We start from the raw sequence: 22,637 nt of genomic DNA on the forward strand, positions 1-22,637 counted from the left end.
ATCGCCAGCAGCACAATCGCACCCGCCGCCACGCTCAACGACAACACCGAAAGATCGCTGGTGTAGAACAGCGCGATGATCACGATAGCGCCAAGATCATCAATAATCGCCAGCGCCATCAGGAACACTTTTAACGCAGTCGGTACGCGACTGCCCAGCAGCGCCAACACGCCCAAAGCGAAAGCAATATCGGTGGCGGTTGGAATCGCCCAGCCGTTACGTGCAATCGGATCGCCGTGGTTGAAGAACAGGAAAATCAGTCCTGGCACCACCATACCGCCAATCGCCGCGATGACCGGGAAAATGGCGCGATCGCGACTGGCAAGCTCGCCGGTGATCAGCTCACGTTTCACTTCCAAACCAATCACCAGGAAAAACAGTGCCATCATGGCATCGTTGATCCACAGCAGCAGGTTTTTACTGATGTCTAATGCGCCAAAGCGAATCTGTACCGGCTCTGCAAGAAACGATTGATAACCCTGAGCGGTTTCTGCGCTGTTCGCCAAAATCATCGCCGCGACGGCCGCCAGAATCAGCACTATGCCGTTGCTGGCGTCACTGGCGATAAAGCTTTTTAGCAAGCTTCGAATAGAACGGGATTTGTTCACAACTCCTCCTGAGTAGAGACATTTAGGCTGAGAAGTGTAGCGATTCAGACACCTCGTTAAAAGCAGCTTATGTCTCGTTAATTGCTCGGTAATACCGATGCATAATCACCTCTTAATGGAATAAGTCCAAATGCAGGTAAAAATAAAGCATATACCAAGCGGCATAAGCCACCAGCAAATACAGTGCAAGCGCCACCAGAAACGCGAATGTGCTACCGCATGCGGTGCGGCAGAGTGGCACCTTGCGCGGCGTGAACAGGACGGCAATCAGTGGAATGATAAATAAGAAATGGCCAATAAAATCGATCATACCAAACGGAATAACGGCGGCGATGACAAAGAAAGCCATCAAGCCAATACCAGCATAACCCGCTGCACGACCACTAAAGATGTGCCAGGCACAGCAAAACTCTACAAAGCCAGCAGCACGGACGAAGAATTCCCAGTCCATGCCCATCGCCAGATAACTATGCTCTTCTAACAGATGGTAAAAGAGATCGGGTTGCATGAATTTTTCAATTGCACCCCACAAGAATGAATACGCCAGCGTAAAGCGGACTAATTCAATGGTTAGGCTACGTACTTTATCGCATAAGGTTTGCATGATCAGATAGACACCGGTGCCAATAAACACCAGGTAATCCAGCATATGGAAGGTGCCGTATAATTGGGTGGCGTAACTGTAAAGGAATAAGATACCAACGCCAGCAATTAAACTTGTACGACGGTGAAAAGCGGTCAGAGCAATTAGCGCATGTACATAACGCATCGCCGGATTTTCAACCACTAATTCTGGCGTCAGAATAATATGTGGAAAACCTAATGTCAGCGTTAAAAAGAACGCCGACGTACCATAACGCATTATGGCCGGCACGCAATTCTCCAGCAGCGTTAATTTCGGTTGCCATTCAGGTATATCAACTGGCGATGCCAGTTTACGGTCCAGCACCGAGGTAAGAAATATGACAATGGTAGCAAGGGCCAGCAGCCCCATAAATTCTACAGACTGCAGCATATTTAATAATGAAGCTGGGCGATTCTCGGTGTTGTAATCGACAAACCATTTAACATGCGCCGCGGCAGTTAAAGGCAATAACGCCATGAGAATGAAAACACCCCGAATATAAAACATGGTTACTCCAATCAATTAACTTAATATTCACAAGCATCCCTGAGCTGCCATTGAAATAAATGCATAAATGAACGCTGAGAGATTAATTCAGAAATATAGATTGAAGTAGTATTCAAGCCTTGACTTTGAAAGTAAAACAAATAAATAGATTCCACACATCTTTAATGATTATTAAGATGAAATTAACGGATTTTAATATCATTAATAATGAGTATAAAAAAAGCGGAGAGTTTCCTCTCCGCTTTTTTACACATCTAAGACGGGATTAACGCGTTAAATCGTCAAAGAACTTCTTCACACCGTCGAGGAAGCTTTTGGAGCGCGGGCTGTTTTTCTCGCCGCTTGGGCCGCCAAAACTCTCTTCCAGTTCACGCAGCAGCGCTTTCTGTTTGTCGTTGAGGCTGACTGGCGTTTCCACCACCACACGACACAGCAAATCACCTACCGCACCGCCACGCACTGATTTCACGCCTTTACCGCGCATGCGGAACAGCTTGCCGGTTTGCGTTTCAGAAGGCACTTTAAGGTTTACGCGACCATCAAGCGTCGGCACTTCAATCTCGCCGCCTAATGCTGCCATCGCGAAGTTAATCGGCACTTCGCAATACAGGTTGTTATCTTCACGCTCGAAGATTGGGTGTTTTTTCACCGAAACCTGAACGTACAGATCGCCCGCTGGTGCGCCGTGTTCGCCCGCTTCACCTTCGCCGGTCAGACGAATGCGATCGCCGGTATCCACGCCTGCAGGAATTTTCACCGACAGGGTTTTACTGCGCTCAACGCGACCGTGACCATGACAAGCATTGCACGGATCTTTGATCACTGAACCGCGACCGTGACAGGTCGGACACGCCTGCTGCACGGTGAAGAAGCCCTGACGCATCTGCACCTGGCCTGCACCATGACAGGTATGACAGGTCTGTGGTTTGGTACCCGCTTTCGCGCCGCTGCCGTGGCAGACATCACACTCTTCCAGGGTTGGAATGCGGATCTCTTTGGTCACGCCGCGTACCGCTTCTTCCAGCGTTAGCTCCATGTTGTAGCGTAAATCGGCGCCACGTGAGGCACGCTGACGGCGGCCACCACCAAAAATATCGCCAAAGACGTCGCCAAAGATATCGCTGAAGTCAGCACCGCCGCCGCCGAAGCCGCCACCACCGCCCATGCCACCTTGTTCAAAGGCTGCATGACCATATTGGTCGTAGGCCGCACGCTTTTGTGCGTCGGTCAAAATTTCGTAGGCTTCCTTAATTTCTTTAAACTTCGCTTCGGCTTCTTTATTGTCCGGATTACGGTCCGGATGGTATTTCATCGCCAGGCGCTTATAAGCCTTTTTGATTTCACGCTCATCTGCGGATTTAGAGACGCCTAAGATCTCGTATAAATCACTCTTAGCCATATTTGTTCTGCCCTTAACATGATCGCACGGGCGTGGAGAGATCTCCTACGCCCGTGCTGGTTTCAACGGCTGTCAGGCCAGCCGTCGCGCCCGGTCAGGGGCAATTATTTTTTGTCTTTAACTTCTTCGAACTCAGCGTCGACAACGTCGTCATCTTTCTGTGCAGAAGCATCGCCTGCATCAGCTGCCTGACCCTGCTGCTGTGCCAGCTCCATCAGTTTGCTGGACACTTCCATCAATGCCTGCATTTTGGCTTCGATGTCCGCTTTGTCTTCGCCTTTCAGCGCGGTGTTCAGCTCGGTCAGCGCCGCTTCGATTGGTGCTTTGTCTTCAGCAGACAGTTTGTCGCCCGCTTCGTCCAACTGCTTACGGGTGCTGTGCGAAATCTGATCGCCCTGGTTACGGGTCTGAACCAGCTCTTCGAACTTACGGTCAGACTCGGCGTTCGCTTCCGCGTCACGCACCATTTTTTCGATCTCTTCTTCGTTCAGACCAGAAGAAGCCTTGATGGTGATCTTCTGCTCTTTACCGCTGTTTTTGTCTTTCGCAGACACGTGCAGGATACCATCCGCATCGATATCGAAGGTCACTTCGATCTGCGGCATGCCGCGCGGTGCAGACTGGATACCGTCGAGGTTGAACTGGCCCAGTGATTTGTTATCGCCTGAACGCTTACGCTCACCCTGCAGCACGTGAATGGTCACGGCAGACTGGTTATCTTCAGCAGTCGAGAACACCTGGCTGTGCTTGGTTGGGATGGTGGTGTTCTTGCTGATCAGCGAAGTCATCACGCCGCCCATGGTTTCGATACCCAGCGACAGCGGAGTAACGTCCAGCAGCAGAACGTCTTTCACTTCACCCGCCAACACGCCACCCTGAACCGCAGCACCAACGGCTACCGCTTCATCCGGGTTCACGTCTTTACGTGGCTCTTTACCAAAGAACTCAGTTACTTTGGCCTGAACCATTGGCATACGCGTTTGACCGCCTACCAGGATTACATCGTTGATGTCTGAAACAGACAGACCTGCATCCTGCAGAGCCACTTTCAGCGGCTCGATTGAGCGAGATACCAAATCTTCAACCAGAGATTCCAGTTTCGCACGCGTTACTTTGATGTTCAGGTGCTTAGGACCGGTCGCATCCGCCGTGATGTACGGCAGGTTAACGTCGGTCTGCTGCGCTGAAGACAACTCGATCTTGGCTTTCTCTGCCGCTTCTTTCAGACGCTGCATTGCCAGCGGATCGTTGTGCAGATCGATGCCCTGATCTTTCTTAAATTCAGCCACCAGATAGTTAATCAGACGGCTATCGAAGTCTTCACCACCCAGGTGGGTATCACCGTTGGTTGCCAGAACTTCAAAGGTTTTCTCGCCATCAACTTCGTCGATCTCAATGATTGAGATATCGAAAGTACCGCCGCCCAGGTCGTATACCGCGATGGTGCGGTTGCCCTGACCTTTGTCCAGACCGTAAGCCAGTGCAGCAGCGGTTGGTTCGTTGATGATACGTTTTACTTCCAGACCCGCGATACGGCCGGCGTCTTTGGTCGCCTGACGCTGCGCATCGTTGAAGTAAGCTGGAACAGTAATAACTGCTTCAGTTACTGCTTCACCGAGGAAATCTTCCGCGGTTTTCTTCATCTTTTTCAGCACTTCAGCCGAGATCTGTGGTGGTGCCATTTTCTGGCCCTTCACATCAATCCATGCGTCGCCGTTATCCGCGCCGATGATTTTGTAAGGCATGATTTTAATATCACGCTGTACTTCTTCGTCCTGGAAGCGACGGCCAATCAGGCGCTTAATCGCAAACAGGGTATTCTGCGGGTTGGTCACAGACTGACGTTTAGCCGGTGAACCAACCAGAGTTTCGCCATCCTGTGCATACGCAATGATCGACGGCGTGGTGCGGTCGCCTTCGGCGTTTTCCAGCACGCGCGCTTTACCACCATCCATAACTGCAACACATGAGTTGGTTGTACCCAAGTCAATACCAATAATCTTACCCATCTAAACATCTCCCACTTAAATTCTTTGCCAATTAGGGTTGTGAAACAGAGATGCGGTCAAACTGACCACTTTCAACTGCTGAAGCAGGCTTTTTTTGCTGCCTCACAACGCTCGATGACAAGTAAATGGGGCCGGTTCGATGCGCATCAAGGGTTAAAACTAAAAAAAATTTCATTCTCTGGTCGATTCAGATCAAAGTTGGCCAAAAAGAGGCCGCTTATTATGCAGCGCCTCGCGCCACCAGCGGTTTGCGCGGGGGTAAAACACTAACAACATCTTCAACGCTGCTTCTGAGGAATTATGAGCAATACCACGCTGGCGAATCCCGCCCCGTTGGGCCTGATGGGATTCGGTATGACCACCATCCTGCTCAACTTACACAACACTGGCCTGTTTGCGATGGATGTGATCATCCTGGCGATGGGTATTTTCTACGGCGGCATCGCGCAAATTTTTGCCGGGCTGCTGGAGTATAAGAAAGGCAACACCTTCGGGCTGACCGCCTTTACCTCTTACGGTAGCTTCTGGTTAACGTTAGTGGCGATTCTGCTGCTGCCGAAACTGGGACTGGCAGAGGCAGCCGACGGCCACTTCCTTGGCGCCTATCTCGCGTTGTGGGGCGTGTTCACTGCGTTTTTGTTCTTCGGCACGCTGAAGTCGCCGAAAATGCTGCAGTTCATCTTCGCCACCCTGACGCTGCTGTTTGCGCTGCTGGCCATCGGCCATCTGACCGATAACGCGGGGCTGCTGCGCTTTGCTGGCTGGATTGGCATTATTTGCGGATCGAGCGCGTTCTATCTGGCGATGGGCGAAGTGCTGAACGAGAAATTTGGCCGCACTGTATTGCCGATTGGCGAGTAAGAAAAGAAAAAGCGGAGCTGTTTGGCTCCGCTTTTTCCATTATGAAGAGTGCAGCGACATATCCAACTGCGCATGCTGCTGACGGCTATCGCGCCACAGCCAAATGCCCACCATAAAGCCAATCACCGCCAGCGCTAGCACATACCAGGCCGGTGCCATTGGCGTCAGGCTCATCATCAGCGTCACGCTAATTGGCGTCAGGCCACCAAAAATCGCGTAAGCAACATTGTAAGAGAACGAGATGCCGGTAAAGCGCACTGCCGCCGGAAACGCGCGCACCATAACAAACGGCACCACGCCTACCACGCCAACGCTCAGGCCCGCTAAGCCATACCAGATAAACAGCATTTCCGGCGTGCTGCCCAGTTGATGGAAGAAGTTCCAGCTGCCGATCGCCAGCAATAATGAGCCGACCATCAGCGATCGCGCCGCACCAAAGCGATCCACCAGCCATCCGGCGATAACGCAACCCAGCAGCAGCATAATGGTGGCGAAGCTGTTGGCTTGCAGACTGAGCGCGGCAGGAATGCCGTGCTGTTTCTGCATCAGCGTTGGCGCCATCAAAATCACCACCACGATGCAGGCTGACAGCAGCCAGGTGAGCAGCATCGAAATCACAATGCCGCGCTTGTGGCTGGCGAGAATGGTTTGCAGCGGCATTTTTTCTGCCAGCGCTTTGCGCTGCTGCATCTGCTGGAACACCGGCGTTTCATGCAGCCAGCGACGCAGATACATCGCCAGCAGGCCAAACACTCCGCCGAGGAAGAAAGGAATGCGCCAGCCGTGATCGCGAATCGCAGCAGGCGACAGCGTGGTGTTCAGCACCGTTGCCACCAGTGAACCGAGCAGAATGCCGGCGGTTAAGCCCGCCGTCAGCGTGCCACAGGCAAAACCGATGCGTTTCTCGGGCACATGTTCGGCGACAAACACCCACGCGCCTGGCACTTCACCGCCAATGGCCGCGCCTTGCAGCACGCGCATCAGCAACATCAATAGCGGCGCAGCGATGCCGATGCTGGCATAAGTGGGCAATGCGCCCATCGCTAGCGTCGGCAGCGCCATCAACAGAATACTGAGGCTGAACATCTTCTTACGCCCTACTTTGTCACCAAAGTGCGCCATGATGATGCCGCCTAACGGACGCGCCAGATAACCGGCAGCAAAGATAGCGAAGGTCTGCACCTGACGCAGCCATTCGGGGATATCAGGCGGGAAGAACAGCTCGCCGATCACGGCGGCAAAGAAGACGAAGATAATGAAGTCGTAGAATTCCAGCGCCCCACCAAGGGCGGCCAGCGACAGGGTTTTGTAATCCTGTCCATTGAGTCGACGCGTTGCGTGCGTATCCATAATCCAGCGGTATCCAGAGGCAAAACAACTTATGTAAAGATTGGATTACTATACCGTCAATATTTTGCCACACCAGTGCTGCTGGATTTTATGCCTGAAAATGTCGTTTTTTAGTCATTTGTCTCACGACGGGCGCTTTTGGGGCGAAAAGCTGCTACCACATCAGCATGAGTTTCCACATAGGGCCCTTCCAGCAGCTGTAAACAATAAGGTACAGCAGCAAAAATTCCCGGCACTTTTACCGTTCCATCTTCTGCTTTCAGTCCTTCCAGCGTCTCTTTAATGGATTTCGGCTGGCCCGGCAGATTGAGGATCAATGACTGTTTGCGAATCACGCCAACCTGACGCGACAAAATGGCGGTCGGGACAAATTGCAGGCTGATTTGGCGCATCTGCTCGCCGAAGCCTGGCATTTCACGGTCGGCGACCGCCAGAGTGGCATCTGGCGTCACATCACGTCGCGCCGGTCCGGTACCGCCAGTGGTGAGCACCAAATTGCAGAACAGCTCATCGACCAGCTCGCAGATCGCCTGCTCAATCATGGGCTGCTCATCCGGCACCAGACGCGTTTCGATTTCAAACGGCGTAGCCAGCGCGGCAGCGAGCCAGCTCTCTAACGCCGGAATGCCCTGATCCTGATAGATGCCGTTAGCAGCACGATCGGAAACGGAAATTAATCCAATTCGTAAAGTATCCATAGAGTTATCGCTGTGGTTGGCTGCAAGGCAGCAAATGACGTGGGAAGTAAAAGGATAATACAGGAAGCGGGGGAAAAACGTAAAACCGTGGCAGCCTGTCGCCGCCACGGCCAATCACCTTACAGCAGTTCGGCGATCATCTTCTCAAGTTTGCCCTGATCGATGGCAAAGTTGCGGATACCTTCAGCCAGTTTGGTCACGGCCATTGGATCCTGGTTGTGCTGCCAGAAGAACTCAGCTTCGGTCATCTTCGCTGGACGCGCTTTCACTTCGCCGGTGTAGCTCAGTTTACGCTCAACGGTACCTTCGCTCTCAGCCAGCTCTTTCAGCAGGCCCGGAGAGATGGTCAGACGATCGCAGCCCGCCAGCTCAATGATTTCGCCAACGTTACGGAAGCTCGCGCCCATCACCACGGTTTCATAACCGTGCTGCTTGTAGTAGTTGTAGATTTCAGCCACAGACACCACGCCTGGATCTTCGTGGGCTGCATACTCTTTCTTATCGGTGTTCTGCTTGTACCAGTCGAGGATACGGCCAACGAATGGAGAGATCAGGAACACGCCCGCTTCCGCACACGCACGCGCCTGCGCGAAGGAGAACAGCAGCGTCAGGTTACAGTTGATGCCTTCTTTTTCCAGTTGCTCAGCAGCACGGATGCCCTGCCAGGTCGAAGCCAGTTTGATCAGGATACGGTCATTGCTGATGCCAGCATCGTTGTACAGTTTGATCAAGCTACGCGCTTTCGCGATGCTCGCTTCAGTGTCGTAAGAGAGGCGCGCATCCACTTCAGTCGAGATGCGACCTGGAATCAGTTTGAGAATTTCCAGACCAATGTTGACGGCCAGCTTGTCAGATACCAGCGCCAGTTGTTCTTCTTTATTGCTGCTCTGCTGACGCGCCCAGGTAATGGCTTCGTCAATCAGTTTGCGGTATTCAGGGATTTGAGCGGCGTTGAGAATCAAAGAAGGGTTGGTGGTCGCATCTTGCGGCTGGTAAAGCTTCATTGCCGCGATATCACCGGTGTCGGCGACCACAGTAGTCAGCTGACGCAAGGAAGTAAGTTTGTCCGTCATGGTTCTCTTTCTCTTAGGTTGACTGTCAGGGTGTAAAAGGCTGTTGCGATAATATCACGCACAAGTGACGGCGCAACACCACGAAGTGCCCTTTACGATAGCGCTAACAAATGGGAGCGATTTGCCGATCCATTCCGCTTTTTTGCTACACTCCTTGCGACATTTTTCCCTTCAATTCCCTGATAAACCTGCGGGTCAAAGAGGACGTACACGATGCTGATGGTTATCTCGCCAGCGAAGACACTGGACTATGAAAGCCCGCTGGCGACACAACGTTTTACCCAACCGGCGCTGTTAGAAAAATCACACCAATTAATTGACGTTGCGCGCGATCTTTCACCGTCGCAGATCAGTTCACTGATGGGTATCAGCGACAAGCTGGCGCACCTGAATGCCGATCGTTTTAACCAATGGCAGCCACCCTTCTCGCTGGAGAATGCCCGTCAGGCGATTCTGGCGTTCAAAGGCGATGTGTATACCGGTTTGCAGGCCGAAACCTTTAGCGATGGCGATTTCGATTTTGCCCAGCAGCACCTACGCATGTTATCCGGGTTATACGGTCTGCTACGCCCGCTCGATTTGATGCAACCTTATCGTCTGGAGATGGGCATTAAACTGGCGAATCCAGCCGGTAAAGATCTTTACGGCTTCTGGGGAGATTTGCTGACTGATAAGTTGAATGAGGCGATTGCTGAGCAAGGTGACGACGTGCTGATCAATCTGGCATCCGATGAGTATTTCAAAGCCATCAAGCCGAAGAAACTCAACGCCGAATTGATCAAGCCGGTGTTCCTGGATGAGAAGAATGGCAAGTTTAAAGTCATCAGCTTCTACGCCAAGAAAGCGCGTGGATTAATGAGCCGCTATGTGATTCAGAACCGCCTGACCAAGCCAGCGCAGCTGAAGAAGTTTGATGTGGATGGGTATTTCTTTGACGCGGCAGAAAGCAAAGATAACGAGCTGGTGTTTAAGCGTCACGAGCAGAAATAAGCAAGCCGCCATGATGGCGGCTTGATCGAGGTCGCCATAAATGGCGGCTTGATCGAGGTCGCCATAAATGGCGACCCTACATTACTTCAACAAAAACGCCCGCAGTTCAGCGAAATCGCCTTTCAGATTATGCGACAGCAGCGGCAAGTCGGCGCGCTCGGCCAGCTCTTTCGGCAGCGGCAGATCCTGACCTAAAATCTCGTCCACGCTCTCTTTGAACTTCGCCGGATGCGCAGTGCCGAGGAACAGGCCGTATTCGCCCTCCTGCAGGTTGTCGCGCAGCAGACGATAAGCAATCGCCGCATGCGGTTCAGAGATGTAGCCAATCTCAGCAAGCTCGCGCATGGTGGATTTGGTGGTTTCATCAGACACCGCGCCGTACGCCAGATCGGTCAAGCGCCAGGTTTTGCGACGGAACAGCTCTTCCACGCGCGGCCAGTTGTTTGGCTGGCTGACATCCATGGCGTTCGACAGCGTTGCTACCGTGGCGTTTGGCTGCCATGCACCGTTGCCGAGGAAGCGTGGCACGGTATCGTTCGCATTAGTTGCCGCAATAAAGCGCTTGATTGGCAGACCGAGTGATTTCGCCAGCAAACCCGCCGTTAAGTCACCGAAGTTGCCGCTCGGCACCGAGACCACCAGCTGATTGCGCTTCTCTTGTGGCAGCTGCGCTACCGCTTCGAAGTAGTAGCAAATCTGCGCCAGCAGACGGCTGATGTTGATGGAGTTCGCCGAGTTCAGGCCAATCGCCTTCTTCAGCTCTTCATCATCAAACGCCTGTTTCACCAGTGCCTGACATGCATCGAAATCGCCTTCAACCGCGATGGTTTCGATGTTGCCGCCCAGCGTACAGAACAGTTTCTCCTGCAGCGGGCTGATTTTGCCCTGTGGATAGAGAATCACCACGCGCACGTTTTCCATGCCGTAGAAGGCATGCGCCACCGCTGCGCCGGTATCGCCGGACGTGGCGGTCAGAATGGTGATCTGCTCATCCGCACCGCTCACATAGGAGAGCATCTGCGCCATAAAGCGGCCGCCGAAGTCTTTGAACGCCAGCGTTGGACCGTGGAACAGCTCTAGGCAAGCCACATCATCGCTGACCTTCGCCACTGGCGCCGGGAAAGCAAAGGCGTTTTTCACGCGCTCGGCCAGCTGATGCGCGGCAATTTCATCGCCAATATAGGCAGAGAGAATTTTGCTGCTGCGGCTGACGAAATCCATCTCCAGCATGGCATCGATATCGGTCAGTTCGAATTCCGGCAGTTCGAGCGGGAAAAACAGCCCTTGCTGCGAGCCGAGGCCCTGTTTAACGGCCTGAGCAAAACTAACCTGCTCGTTGTGATCCTTAAGGTTGTAGAGTTTCATGCGTTATCCCAATTTACGTGCGCCAGCCGTATCAAGACGGCAGATGTGGACGAAACCTTCTTCATTCTGCAGATAGTGCTGGCTCAGCCAGTCCGCCATCCGCTGTGCCGTTGCCATCTCGTTGCAAACAGCGAAAAGTGTCGGGCCGGAACCCGAAATACCGCACGCCAGCGCGCCAATATCCTGCGCCGCTTTGCGCGCATCGGCGAAGCCTGGCAGCAGTTTGGTGCGATACGGCTCAGCGATAACATCCTGCATAAGTTTAGCCGCAAGCCCAGGCTGACGCGTATGACAGGCGTGAATAAAGCCCGCCAGCAGGCGACCGTGCTTGATGGCATCTTCTTTGCGGTACTGTGCCGGCAGAATGGCGCGCGCTTCGGCGGTGGAGACTTTAATCCCCGGATACGCCATCACCCACAGCCATTCGTCAAAGCACGGCACGTCCTGACTGATGATGCCGTTCTCTTCAATCATCAACTGCACGCCGCCAAGGAAGCACGGGGCAACATTATCAAAGTGTACGCTGCCGGAAATACGCCCTTCCAGCTCGCCCATCAGCGCCAGCAGTTCGGTATCGTTGAGCGGTTTGCCGCAGAATTCGTTCATCGCCATCAAGCCAGCAACCACCGAACAGGCGCTTGAACCGAGTCCGGAACCGATCGGCATATTCTTTTCCAGCGTCATCGCCACCGGAACTTGTTTACCAATCGCCTGGCAAAAACGCTCCCAACACTGATAAACGATGTTCTCGTGCGGATTGGTCGGCAATTTGCTGACAAAGCGCCCAGAGTTCACCAGGCTAAAGCTGTCGGCGGCTTCTACGGAAACGCAGTCACCCAACAAGGTACCATCCACCGGCGAAACCGCCGCACCCAGCACATCAAAGCCGACGCTGACGTTACCTATCGAGGCCGGTGCATAAATTTTTACCATCATCAAACTCCCAACTTCCACGACAGCGTACGCAGCAGGTCCGCAAACACGCCTGCTGCTGTGACATCATTCCCTGCACCATATCCACGCAGAACCAGCGGGATTGGCTGATAGTAGCGGCTGTAGAATGCCAGCGCATTCTCACCGTTCTTCACTTTGTACAGCGGATCGTTTCCGTCCACCGCATCAATCTTCACTTTGCAAACGCCGCCCTCTTCAATCGCGCCGACGAAGCGTAATACTTTACCTTCGTCACGCGCTTTGGCAACGCGCGCGGCAAAAGCGTTATCCAGTTCCGGCAGACGTTCCATAAACTGCTCAACGTCGGCGATCTCGGTCAGACTGGCGGGCAGCAGCGGTTCGATGTCGATATCGCGGAGCTCCAACTGATGTCCCGCTTCACGTGCCAGAATCAGCAGCTTACGCGCTACATCGGTACCAGAAAGATCGTCACGCGGATCCGGCTCGGTAAAGCCCATCTCGCGCGCCATTTTCGTCGCTTCCGACAGCGAAACGCCTTCATCAAGCTTGCCGAAGATAAAGGAGAGCGAGCCTGACAGAATACCGGAGAACTTGATCAGTTCATCACCGGCGTTCATCAGGTTTTGCAGGTTTTCGATCACCGGCAAACCGGCACCGACGTTGGTGTCGTACAGGAACTTACGGCGCGATTTCGCTGCCGCTGCCCGCATCTGCTGGTAGTAATTCCACGACGAGGTGTTGGCCTTTTTGTTCGGCGTCACCACGTGGAAACCTTCGGCGAGGAAATCGGCATACTGATCGGCAACCGCCTGGCTGGAAGTACAATCGACGATCACCGGATTGAGCAGATGATACTCCTTCACCAAACGCATCAGGCGACCGAGATTGAACGGCTCTTTGGCTTCGTTCAGTTCTACCTTCCAGTTGCTGAGATCGATACCGTGCACGTTAGTTAACAGCGCACGCGAGTTAGCGATACCGCATACGCGCAGATCGATATGCTTCTGTTTCAGCCATGTCTGCTGGCGATGCAGCTGATCCAGCAGCGCCGCGCCCACTCCACCAACGCCAACCACGAACACTTCAATCACCTGATCGGTGGCGAACAACATCTGATGCACCACACGCACGCCGGTAGTGACTTCGTCGTTGCTCACTACCACCGAGATGGAACGCTCTGACGAACCCTGCGCAATCGCCACGATATTGATATTGGCACGCGCCAGCGCCGAGAAGAATTTGGCCGAGATGCCGCGCAGCGTGCGCATGCCATCGCCGACCACCGAGATCACCGCCAGCTGTTCCAGCACGTCCAGCGGATCGAGCAAGCCATCTTTCAACTCCAGATAGAACTCCTCTTCCAGCACGCGACGCGCACGCGCCTGCTCGCTTTGCGGTACGCAGAAACTGATGCTGTATTCCGAAGAGGATTGGGTGATAAGCACCACGGAAATGCCGGTGCGTGACATCGCCGCGAAAACGCGCGCGGCCATGCCAACCATGCCTTTCATGCCCGGACCTGACACGTTGAACATCGCCATGTTATTCAGGTTGGTGATGCCTTTAACCGGATTTTCATCCAGCTCGCCTTCGCCACCGATTAAGGTGCCCGGCGCTTGCGGGTTAGCGGTGTTTTTGATCAGACAAGGAATCTGGAACTGGGCGATAGGTGCGATGGTACGCGGATGCAGCACTTTGGCGCCGAAGTAAGAGAGCTCCATCGCTTCCTGATATGACATCGATTTCAGTAAGCGCGCGTCAGGCACCTGACGCGGATCGCAGGTATAAACGCCGTCAACATCGGTCCAGATTTCACAACAGTCAGCGCGCAAACACGCAGCCAACACCGCAGCGGAATAGTCAGAGCCGTTACGGCCCAGCACCACCAGTTCGCCCTTCTCGTTACCGGCGGTGAAACCGGCCATCAGGATAAAGTGATCGGCTGGGATCTGGCTGGCGGCGATGCGGCGCGTGGATTCGGCGATATCAACGGTGGATTCAAGGTAATGACCAATCGCCAGCAGCTTCTCCACCGGATCGATCACGGTGACTTTGTGGCCGCGCGCCTGCAGCAGCGCTTCCATAATGGCAATCGACAGCTTCTCGCCACGGCAGATGATGGCGGCATTAACGGCGTCCGGGCACTGGCCCAGCAGGCTGATGCCATGCAGCACCTGTTTCAGCTGCGCAAACTCCAGCTCAACGCGGGTTTTCAGTCCGTCATAATCAAAGCCCGGCTGCGCGTCACGCAAGCCTTGCAGCAGGTCGGCAAAAATACGTTCGGCATCGCTGATATTCGGCAATGTATCCAGGCCGCTGATGGTTTTCTCAATCATCGCCACCAGATGATTGGTAATTTTTGCTGGTGCAGAGAGAATGGTCGCAACCTGTCCCTGTTGTGCATTGCTTTCCAGAATGTCCGCCACACGGAGAAAACGTTCCGCATTGGCTACTGAGGTTCCGCCGAATTTCAGCACTCGCATAGTTAAAGCTCTCCTGAATTTTTGCCGAAAAAAAAGCCCGCACTGTTTAGGTGCGGGCTTTTTTCTTTGTTTTTCCTGTATGCGTCAGCCCGCACCGTTACCTGTGGTAATGGTGGTGGTAATAATAATTGTGGTGTTCAGGCTGAGTTTACGCATTTAGATTTTTTTCTGTCTGTCTTTGTCTTGTCCGTCTGCCTTCCAGAAGTAAAGCAAAGCGCACGTTAAGTCAACGAATTTGTCTTAGCCGCGCCATCCCTGGCGCTGCGCAGTGCTGCGCTTAATAAAGCAAAAATTATTGCGATTGTTCAGGAGATGCGGCGGATTCCCGCATCAGTCACTAGCAACTCAGGATTTATCCGAGCAATTATCTATAAGTTTTTTTTCTACGTCATGTAACAAACGATGCAGCATGGCGCTGTCACGCTGTTCCAGCAGGCCGATACGCTGATCGATCCAGTCCGCCATTTTGACGTCATCACTGACATCCAGCTTAACCAGCAACTGGTGGAAGCGCTGGCGCAATGCCTGCAGCTGCAGCTCATTTGCCACTTCCGCGGTCTCAGCCGCTATTTGATTGAGCGCTGACAGTTGATAGCAATACACCATCACCGCCTGACCGAGATTCAGCGACGGATAATCATTGGCCATCGGGATGCCAGTCAACAGATCAACCTGCTCCAGCTCCTCATTGGTTAAACCGCTGTCTTCGCGGCCAAACACCAGCGCGATGCGGCTCAGCCATTGGCGCTTCTCCTGCAGGATGTTTTCAACCTGCGCAGGCGTAGCGTAATAGCGGAATTTCGCACGGCTGCGCGCGGTAGTTGCCACGGAAAAATCGACATCCTTTAGCGCCTCGCTCAGCGTGGCGTAGGTTTTGACGTTATCGAGAATCTCACCGGCGCCGTGCGCCACGCGGCGTGCTGCCGGATCTTGCCAGGCATCGCTGGCGACAATGCGCAGTTCGCTAAAACCCATGGTTTTCATAGCGCGGGCAGCCGCACCGATATTTTCCGGACGGGCGGGAGAGACAAGGATTAAGGGGAAATGCATGATTTTTCCATCGAACTGTTAACAACTCGCATTATGTTGGCATGCAGGAGAGAAAATACCAACTGCGGCTAGCAGAGAAAATAAGATGTTAACGATGTTAAAAGAGGGATAAATCCAGCTGTAGTGGAAATTAGCAGGCATAAGCAAAATTATATGACCTATTTAATATAAAACCCTTTTCTTTCATATCATTGAAATATAATTTCCTGCGTGTTTTAGTTTTGGTTGTATAAGGGATAAATGTAGCAAAAATGCTGCATTTTGTGAGCTAAACTAGCAATCCTGGAGAAGTTTTTCATAAAAGTGTTAACGTGCTACACTTGCATTTGATATAAGTCAACGAAGCGTTGTTTTTATGCTTATCGGTTGTTGTTGGTGCTGTTAGGTTGCTGTTAATACGGTTAGGATGAGCGCCTGTCCGATATCCTCGGGGCGTGCAAATATCCATCCTGACTGGCTGAGCTAACACTGAAGTTGACGTAGATGGATGGTGTATTCCGAAGATTATTTCGTATACCGGTTGCAGCACATTAGCGTAACCGACGTACGCCCTGTTTTCGATTTGTTGGCAAATTTTAGGTAGCGAAACATGCAGACCCCGCACATTCTTATCGTTGAAGACGAACTGGTCACGCGTAACACCCTCAAAAGTATCTTTGAGGCAGAAGGTTACGTGGTCTATGAAGCCACCGACGGCGCCGAGATGCATCAGGTTTTGACGGAAAATGACGTCAACCTGGTGATTATGGATATCAACCTGCCAGGTAAAAACGGTTTACTGCTGGCGCGCGAACTGCGTGAGCAAGCAAACGTCGCGCTGATGTTCCTGACCGGCCGTGATAATGAAGTGGATAAAATCCTCGGTCTGGAAATCGGTGCCGATGATTACATCACCAAACCGTTCAATCCGCGTGAATTGACGATTCGTGCACGCAACTTGCTGTCGCGTACCATGAATCTGGCAATGCCAAGCGAAGAGCGTCGTACCGTTGAAAGCTATCGCTTTAATGGCTGGGAGCTGGATATCAACAGCCGCTCACTGATCAGCCCGAACGGCGATCAGTACAAGCTGCCGCGCAGTGAATTCCGCGCCATGCTGCACTTCTGCGAGAATCCAGGCAAAATCCAGACACGTGGTGACTTACTGAAGAAGATGACCGGCCGCGAGCTGAAGCCGCATGACCGTACCGTGGATGTCACCATCCGCCGCATCCGTAAGCATTTCGAATCTACGCCAGACACGCCAGAAATCATCGCCACTATTCACGGCGAAGGTTACCGCTTCTGCGGCGAACTGCAGGATTAAGAGTTGATAGAAAAAACGCCCGTCAGGGCGTTTTTTTATGTCTGCATTAATGCCACGGCATAATCGGCACGGCGCTCAGCGCATTCTTCGGCGATCCATCCACCACCTTGTCGGAATAGCTTAGGTACACCAGCGCATGACGTTTCTGGTCAAAGAAGCGCACCACCTGCAGCTTCTTGAACACCAGCGATGTGCGTTTCCTGAACACCACTTCACCTTGCGCCTTGCCTTGTGCGATTTTATCGCTAAGCTCTACCGGCCCAACCTGTTGGCAGGAAATGGCCGAGTCGGACGTATCTTCCGCCAAACCCAATCCGCCTTTGATCCCGCCGGTTTTTGCCCGGCTGATATAACAGGTTACATTTTTACGTCCGGGTCATCGAAGGCTTCCACCACGATCTTATGATCGGGGCCAAACATCTTGAATACCGTGTCTACCGAGCCGATCTCTTCGGCCTGAACGCCAGCACTGAATACATATGTTGCCAACGTGATTATAAGAATACGAGCTATTGTCATTGAGTTACCATTGCCAATCGAATAGATGAGAATGTAATGTACTGTCAATCGAACACAGAACCAAACCTAAACGGGTTTTAACCCGCATTGACTTAGCACACTCGATTAGCAAACCGCCCCCACGCTTTTGTGCATTTCGTGCTATTATTCGACGACTTCATAGTTGCGCCACCAGAGAGTTATGAGGATGTTTTATGGACCAAGCCGGTATCATTCGCGATTTGCTTGTCTGGCTGGAGAGCCATCTGGATCAACCGCTTTCATTAGATAACGTTGCGCAGAAAGCAGGCTATTCCAAGTGGCATCTGCAGCGGATGTTCAAGGAAGTAACCAGCCACGCGATTGGTGCGTATATTCGCGCGCGTCGGCTGTCGAAAGCCGCGGTGGCGCTACGCCTGACCAGCCGCCCCATCCTCGACATCGCACTACAATATCGCTTCGATTCGCAGCAGACGTTTACCCGTGCGTTTAAAAAGCAGTTCAACCAAACGCCTGCCTGGTATCGTCGCTCGTCGGAGTGGAACTCGTTTGGCATTCGCCCACCGATTCGTCTCGACGATAACAGCATCCCGGAAGCGCAGTTTGTTACGCTGCCTGAAACGGTGCTGGTCGGCCAAACGCAGAGTTACTCCTGCACGCTGGAGCAGATTTCCAGCTACCGCGATGAGATGCGCATGCATTTCTGGAAGCAGTTCCTGCTGGAAACCGACACGGTGCCGCCGGTACTGTACGGCCTGCATCAGGTGCGTGCCAGCCATGAAAAGGATGATGAGCAGGAGATTCTCTACACCACTGCGGTGCCCGCCGATCAGCTGGCAAAAAGCATGCAGTCGAATCAGAGCGTGGTGCTGGAAGCGGGAGATTATGTGCAGTTCACCTACAACGGTGCGCGCAGCGCGCTGGGTGAATTCATCCTGCTGCTGTACGGCACCTGCATGCCGACGCTGGGATTAGTGCGTCGTCAGGGACAGGACATCGAGCGTTTCTTCACGCACGGTGGTAAGAAGCGTAGCGAGCCGCCAACGGAAATCCGCTGCGAATACCTGATTCCGATTCGCCCGCAGAACCATTAATCGTCGTAAGGTCGCCATTCATGGCGACCTTAGCGCAGAACTGCACGATTTCGTAGGGTCGCCATTCATGGCGACCTCTTTATTTACAACGTCCGATCAGCGCTGCAACTCATCCAGCGCAGGCGCATCCAGATGCGACACATCGCCCGCCGTCTCAACCACCCAACCGGCCGCCAGCCACGCGCTCTGCTGATGATCCACGCGCGAGATCGAGCAATTCCGCAGACGCAAACGACGTTCCGCATGCGCAGGCAAACCGAGAATGGTGCTGACCAGCACGCCCAGCGCCATACCGTGGCTGACAATCAGCGGACGGCTACCCGCAGGCAACTCGAGCAGCGCATTTAGCGCTTCGTGCATACGCGCGGCCATTTCCGCCATCGATTCACCACCTGGAATACGCCCCGCCGTAGTGCCATCCACCAGCGTTTTGCGCCAGTTTTCCTCTTCTTCGGTTAAGCCGTCGAGTGGACGTTGTTCCAGGCAGCCCATATTCAACTCGCGCAGCCGCGCATCGAGGGTAACGGTGCAGCCACACGCGTCGGCGATAATCTCTGCCGTACGACGCGTACGTCCCAAATCGCTGGCTATCACGTGAGTAATGCCCAGCGATTTCACCCGCTCGCCCACCTGATGCGCCTGCAGCTCACCTTTTTCCGTTAACGGGCTGTCAGACTGCCCCTGAATGCGTCGGGCCGCATTCCATACCGTTTCACCGTGACGAACAAGATAGACCTGTAGCATGCTTAATTTCCGTTATACTGCGACAAATTTGCCTCGAGGGTTCAAACAATTATGTACCATGTTGTCGCAGCCACCATCAACCCGGCAAAAATTCGCGCGATTGCTCAGGCGTTCAACGACGTTTTCGGCGAAGGATCCTGCCACATCGAAGGGGTTGAGGTCGAGAGCGGCGTCGCAGCCCAGCCACTTAGTGATGTTGAAACGCGAACTGGCGCACGCCAGCGGGTAGAGAACGCGCGTCAGGCGCGTCCACAGGCCGATTACTGGGTGGCAATTGAAGCGGGCATTGAAGGCGATTGCGCCTTTGCGTGGATGGTGATTGAAAACGCGCAGCAGCGCGGTGAATCACGTTCGGCCAGCTTCACGCTGCCGCCGATTGTCGTGGCAGGCTTAGCTGCCGGGCATGAATTGGGTGATGAGATGGCACGCTTAACCGGCGTGGAAAATATCAAACACAAAGGCGGCGCGATTGGAGCCTTAACTCACGGCCTGCTGAGCCGCTCCAGCGTCTACCATCAGGCGTTGATTCTGGCGTTGTGTCCGTTCACGCATCCGCTCTACAGCCAGCGTTAATCGCGGCCGAGACGCGCTTCCAGCCAGCGTTTCAGCTCTGGCGGCGCCTCTTTCAGGCTATTGGATCCACGCGTAATGGTGGCGATGCCCACGCCCAACTCATTCTTCAGTTCACGCTGGCTCATTTCGCCGCTCATCAACTCTTCAATAATGCGCAAACGCGTCCCGTAGGATTCACGTTCATCCGGCGTCATCATCAGTTGTAATAACGGCAGCGCTACGCCATCGGCAAAAGCGTTTTGCATCAGTTCGATAAAACGCAGCCAGTTATCTTCAACAGGCTGAGCCGATTCCGGCTGGGAAGAAAGGGGTTGGCTCATGAAGGGCTTCCGTACTCATTAACGAGTACGGAAGCATAGCACAGTCAATACTGGCGATTCCACTCACTGTCGGCGAGAATCTTGTCCGGCTTGCCCATGAAGTAGCGGTAATAGGCATCGTAGGCCAGCACGTTTTTCACGTAGCCACGCGTTTCTGAGAACGGAATGGTTTCGATAAACGCCACCGCATCCAGATTACCGCCGCTGGTTTTCTGCCAGCTGCGCACGCGTCCCGGACCGGCATTATAGGCGGCCGAAGAGAAGATGCGGTTCTGACCAAACTGCTGATAGACATACTCCAGATACTGCGTCCCGATCTGGATATTGGTCTGCGGATCCAGCAGCTGGCTGCTGTTCACATAGCCGGGAATGTTATACATCTTCACGGTATGTGTCGCCGTGCCAGGCATCACCTGCATCAATCCACTGGCGCCCACCGGTGAACGCGCTTTCGGGTTCCACGCGCTCTCCTGACGCGAAATCGCCATCGCATAACTCTGCGGAATGCCTTTGTCGCTGGTGTATTGCTGATACAGGTTTTGCCACGCCAGCGGGAAGCGCTCTTTCAGGCTATCCCACATTTTCGCGGTGATGGTGGCCTGCACGCTGAGATCCCACCAATCCTGCTCGTTGGCGTAACGCGCCAGCATCTGCTGCTGCGAACGGGTTTTGCTGGAGATCAGATTGGCCCATTCGCTGCGCGCCAGGTTATCCAATCCCCAATACATCAGCTCGCGCACGCGCGCCATTTCTGCACCTTGCGTCACGCTGCTGTCGGCTGCCGGCGCCTTATCGACCTGCAACGGATACTCCACGCCCAAGCGCTGCGCCGCGACCATCGGATAGAAGCCGCGCGCCTGCATCAGCTTACGCAGAATATCGTTGGCTTCCTCTTTGCGGCCTTGCGAAATCAGCAGATCGGCCTGCCAGTATTGCCACTCATCTTTCTCTTTGGCTTCCACCGGCAAACGCGCGATCCAGGTATTGAGACCACGACGATCGTTCTGGCTCAGCGCCAGTCGTACGCGGCGCTCCACCAGCGCGGTGGATTCGCTGTTCATCACCACCGCATCACGCCAGCGCGCCTGCTCGCTGGTGAGATCCGCGCCCATCATGCGCCACACCACGGTCTCTTTCAGATCCTGCTCATCGGCCTGGCTCATCTTCTGCGCCTGCACCAGCTGCGGGATCATCATGCGCGCGTTATCCATATCCTCACGCGCCACGCGGGCGAAGGCGTAGCTGGTCGCCATGCGGGTGAAATCGGTAGGCCCCATGGTGCTGGCAAAGGTGGTAACGGTTTGCGGATTCTGCTGCAGCGCAATCAGCGCGCTGGCGGTGGTTTGATAATCCGCCGGCAGCATTTTCGCCAGGTAATTCACCAGGCTGTCGTTACCGGCTTTCATCGCCAGACGGATGCGCTCGAGGATGGTAATCGGCGAGAGTTGCCCGCTGGCCTGCCATACCGAGAACAGTTTGTCGCAGTCGTTCGGCAACGCGGTGCCGCGCAGCCAAATCTCTTTCGCACCGGCAAATGCCGCCTGCTGCTGGCCAGTGGCCCACTTGGCGTAATACCAGTTACAGCGCGCCTGCACCGGCTTGGGTTCATCCGGGCTGAAGCTGAGTACACCCTGCCAATCCTGGCGGTTCGCCAGCACATTCACAAAGCGCGTTGAGAGCGAGCGCGCCGGTGGCAGCGTAGGATACTGTTGAATAAAGTTCTTCACCGCCAGCGGCGTCTCTTGATCGAGATCCTGCGCCAGCAGGCGATATTGCAGATACGGGTAGAGCGGATAATCCTGCAGCGTCGGCATCAGCTGCGTCACCTGGTCCATCTGTTTGTTATCCCAGGCTTGCTTGATTTGCGCATAGCGCTGTCGCTGCTGATCCAGCGAATCGGCCCATACGCTGCTGGCCGTGCTGACCAGACAGATCCCTAGCATCCAGTAACGCCACTTCTCCATTACGCTCTCCTCTCAGTGCTGCGATCCAGCTCATGCCAGACATCCTTCATGCTAACCAGGCCAACCGTCTCTTGCCATGTTCTTCACAAAATTTACGCTCGCGCACCGCCATTGCGCAGCCTTTGCGCCGCCATTGTGCAATTTATCATCAGAAAAACTTATTACACATCAATTAATTAAACACATTCATTCGCTTACAAAAATG

Annotated in this window: 20 protein-coding genes, 1 pseudogene and 1 other annotated feature; of the genes and pseudogenes, 5 read left to right on the forward strand and 16 right to left on the reverse strand. The window is 53.7% G+C overall.

From position 1 onward, the window contains the following. The 4 genes from nhaA to dnaK all read right to left on the reverse strand — a co-directional run. A partial coding sequence (gene nhaA / locus RTY00_RS02820) for a Na+/H+ antiporter NhaA (protein WP_312663320.1) occupies positions 1-608 on the reverse strand: 608 nt, incomplete at its 3' end. Positions 609-720: 112 nt separating this feature from the next. Next, complete coding sequence (locus RTY00_RS02825) at positions 721-1,740, reverse strand: hypothetical protein (RefSeq protein WP_312663321.1); 1,020 nt, start codon at positions 1,738-1,740, stop codon at positions 721-723. Positions 1,741-2,005: 265 nt separating this feature from the next. Further along, positions 2,006-3,139, reverse strand: coding sequence for a molecular chaperone DnaJ (gene dnaJ, locus RTY00_RS02830; protein WP_008108664.1), 1,134 nt, complete (start codon positions 3,137-3,139; stop codon positions 2,006-2,008). Between the two features lie 104 nt (positions 3,140-3,243). After that, a complete protein-coding gene (gene dnaK, locus RTY00_RS02835; RefSeq protein WP_312663322.1) occupies positions 3,244-5,148 on the reverse strand; it encodes a molecular chaperone DnaK in 1,905 nt (634 codons plus the stop codon). Between the two features lie 300 nt (positions 5,149-5,448). Between dnaK and satP the strand changes: the two genes are divergently transcribed. Next, entirely contained in the window at positions 5,449-6,009 is a 561-nt protein-coding gene (satP, locus tag RTY00_RS02840) for an acetate uptake transporter (RefSeq protein ID WP_312663323.1), read from the forward strand. A 39-nt stretch (positions 6,010-6,048) separates the two neighbouring features. Here the strand turns inward: satP and RTY00_RS02845 are convergent, their stop codons facing one another. The 3 genes from RTY00_RS02845 to tal form a co-directional block, all read right to left on the reverse strand. Next, complete coding sequence (locus RTY00_RS02845; RefSeq protein ID WP_265301119.1) at positions 6,049-7,359, reverse strand: MFS transporter; 1,311 nt, start codon at positions 7,357-7,359, stop codon at positions 6,049-6,051. A gap of 110 nt (positions 7,360-7,469) precedes the next feature. Next, positions 7,470-8,057, reverse strand: coding sequence for a molybdopterin adenylyltransferase (mog, locus tag RTY00_RS02850; protein WP_154154282.1), 588 nt, complete (start codon positions 8,055-8,057; stop codon positions 7,470-7,472). Positions 8,058-8,176: 119 nt separating this feature from the next. After that, positions 8,177-9,130: a transaldolase gene (tal, locus tag RTY00_RS02855; protein ID WP_061718163.1), complete on the reverse strand. Its 954-nt coding sequence runs from the start codon at positions 9,128-9,130 to the stop codon at positions 8,177-8,179. A gap of 213 nt (positions 9,131-9,343) precedes the next feature. Here tal and yaaA point away from each other — a divergent pair, with 213 nt between their 5' ends. Then, complete coding sequence (yaaA, locus tag RTY00_RS02860; protein WP_312663324.1) at positions 9,344-10,120, forward strand: peroxide stress protein YaaA; 777 nt, start codon at positions 9,344-9,346, stop codon at positions 10,118-10,120. Between the two features lie 81 nt (positions 10,121-10,201). Here yaaA and thrC read toward each other — a convergent pair whose 3' ends face one another. From thrC to RTY00_RS02880, 5 genes are all read right to left on the reverse strand, one after another. After that, positions 10,202-11,485 (reverse strand): threonine synthase, encoded by a 1,284-nt coding sequence (gene thrC, locus RTY00_RS02865; protein ID WP_154154288.1) that lies wholly within the window; start codon positions 11,483-11,485, stop codon positions 10,202-10,204. 3 nt (positions 11,486-11,488) lie between these two features. After that, positions 11,489-12,418 carry a homoserine kinase gene (gene thrB, locus RTY00_RS02870; protein ID WP_312663330.1) on the reverse strand — a complete coding sequence of 310 codons (930 nt, stop codon included), beginning with the start codon at positions 12,416-12,418 and terminating at the stop codon, positions 11,489-11,491. Positions 12,419-12,420: 2 nt separating this feature from the next. Beyond that, on the reverse strand, positions 12,421-14,883 hold the full coding sequence (gene thrA, locus RTY00_RS02875; RefSeq protein ID WP_312663326.1) for a bifunctional aspartate kinase/homoserine dehydrogenase I: 2,463 nt from the start codon (positions 14,881-14,883) through the stop codon (positions 12,421-12,423). Positions 14,884-14,909: 26 nt separating this feature from the next. Then, positions 14,910-15,032: a sequence feature (Thr leader region), on the reverse strand. After that, positions 14,968-15,039, reverse strand: a complete 72-nt coding sequence (gene thrL / locus RTY00_RS24690; RefSeq protein WP_071531027.1) for a thr operon leader peptide — start codon at positions 15,037-15,039, stop codon at positions 14,968-14,970. Its footprint overlaps the feature before it by 65 nt. A gap of 189 nt (positions 15,040-15,228) precedes the next feature. After that, positions 15,229-15,933 carry a tRNA/rRNA methyltransferase gene (locus RTY00_RS02880; RefSeq protein WP_008108682.1) on the reverse strand — a complete coding sequence of 235 codons (705 nt, stop codon included), beginning with the start codon at positions 15,931-15,933 and terminating at the stop codon, positions 15,229-15,231. A gap of 589 nt (positions 15,934-16,522) precedes the next feature. Between RTY00_RS02880 and arcA the strand changes: the two genes are divergently transcribed. Continuing rightward, positions 16,523-17,239 (forward strand): two-component system response regulator ArcA, encoded by a 717-nt coding sequence (gene arcA, locus RTY00_RS02885; RefSeq protein WP_008108686.1) that lies wholly within the window; start codon positions 16,523-16,525, stop codon positions 17,237-17,239. A 46-nt stretch (positions 17,240-17,285) separates the two neighbouring features. Here the strand turns inward: arcA and creA are convergent. Continuing rightward, a pseudogene (gene creA, locus RTY00_RS02890) lies at positions 17,286-17,758 on the reverse strand (protein CreA). A 194-nt stretch (positions 17,759-17,952) separates the two neighbouring features. Between creA and robA the strand changes: the two are divergent. Continuing rightward, positions 17,953-18,831 carry an MDR efflux pump AcrAB transcriptional activator RobA gene (robA, locus tag RTY00_RS02895; RefSeq protein ID WP_008108690.1) on the forward strand — a complete coding sequence of 293 codons (879 nt, stop codon included), beginning with the start codon at positions 17,953-17,955 and terminating at the stop codon, positions 18,829-18,831. 96 nt (positions 18,832-18,927) lie between these two features. Here robA and gpmB read toward each other — a convergent pair whose 3' ends face one another. Next, positions 18,928-19,575 carry a 2,3-diphosphoglycerate-dependent phosphoglycerate mutase GpmB gene (gpmB, locus tag RTY00_RS02900; RefSeq protein ID WP_097094992.1) on the reverse strand — a complete coding sequence of 216 codons (648 nt, stop codon included), beginning with the start codon at positions 19,573-19,575 and terminating at the stop codon, positions 18,928-18,930. A gap of 51 nt (positions 19,576-19,626) precedes the next feature. Between gpmB and yjjX the strand changes: the two genes are divergently transcribed. Beyond that, positions 19,627-20,148: an inosine/xanthosine triphosphatase gene (yjjX, locus tag RTY00_RS02905; protein ID WP_008108694.1), complete on the forward strand. Its 522-nt coding sequence runs from the start codon at positions 19,627-19,629 to the stop codon at positions 20,146-20,148. Here the strand turns inward: yjjX and trpR are convergent. Beyond that, positions 20,145-20,468 (reverse strand): trp operon repressor, encoded by a 324-nt coding sequence (gene trpR, locus RTY00_RS02910; RefSeq protein ID WP_008108696.1) that lies wholly within the window; start codon positions 20,466-20,468, stop codon positions 20,145-20,147. The genes yjjX and trpR overlap by 4 nt on opposite strands. Before the next feature lie 44 nt (positions 20,469-20,512). Further along, positions 20,513-22,432, reverse strand: a complete 1,920-nt coding sequence (sltY, locus tag RTY00_RS02915) for a murein transglycosylase (RefSeq protein ID WP_293797885.1) — start codon at positions 22,430-22,432, stop codon at positions 20,513-20,515. Positions 22,433-22,637: the final 205 nt, after the last annotated feature.

This window comes from Pantoea sp. CTOTU49201, assembly GCF_032054795.1.
Lineage (GTDB): Bacteria > Pseudomonadota > Gammaproteobacteria > Enterobacterales > Enterobacteriaceae > Pantoea > Pantoea symbiotica.